This window comes from Dyella sp. 01L423, assembly GCF_056399945.1.
On sequence record NZ_JBFTSI010000060.1, the window covers coordinates 1 to 390 of the forward strand.

The 390-nt window shown below is 67.7% G+C and carries 1 protein-coding gene; it reads left to right on the forward strand.

The window, feature by feature from the left end:
• On the forward strand, positions 1-228 hold a 228-nt coding region (locus AC1DMY_RS21055), incomplete at its 5' end, for an NADP-dependent isocitrate dehydrogenase (protein ID WP_477166786.1).
• Positions 229-390: the final 162 nt, after the last annotated feature.

A 390-nucleotide genomic window follows, 5' to 3' on the forward strand; every position in this document is an offset into this window, starting at 1 on the left:
GCCCAGGAACTGGCCGCGCAGAAGGACGACGCCGAACTGGCCAAGACCTTCGCACCGCTGGCCAAGACGCTGACCGACAACGAGAAGACCATTGTCGGCGAGCTGTCGGACGTGCAGGGCAAGGCAGCCGACATCGGCGGCTACTACAAGCCTGACTTCGACAAGCTGGACGCGGTGATGCGCCCGAGCAAGACGCTCAACGCGGCCCTGGAGGCCGTGAAGGGCTGATGACTGCTCCCTCCGCCCCGGCACCCGGGGCGGAATCGCCGGAACGGCCGGACCCGCGCAATGCGTGGTGCCGGCCGTTTTTGCATTGACCACCAGGCAAGCCACATCGTGCAGGAATCCCCGCATGCCCTCGCCGCCGCCGGCCTAGACAGCGCCGCCTTC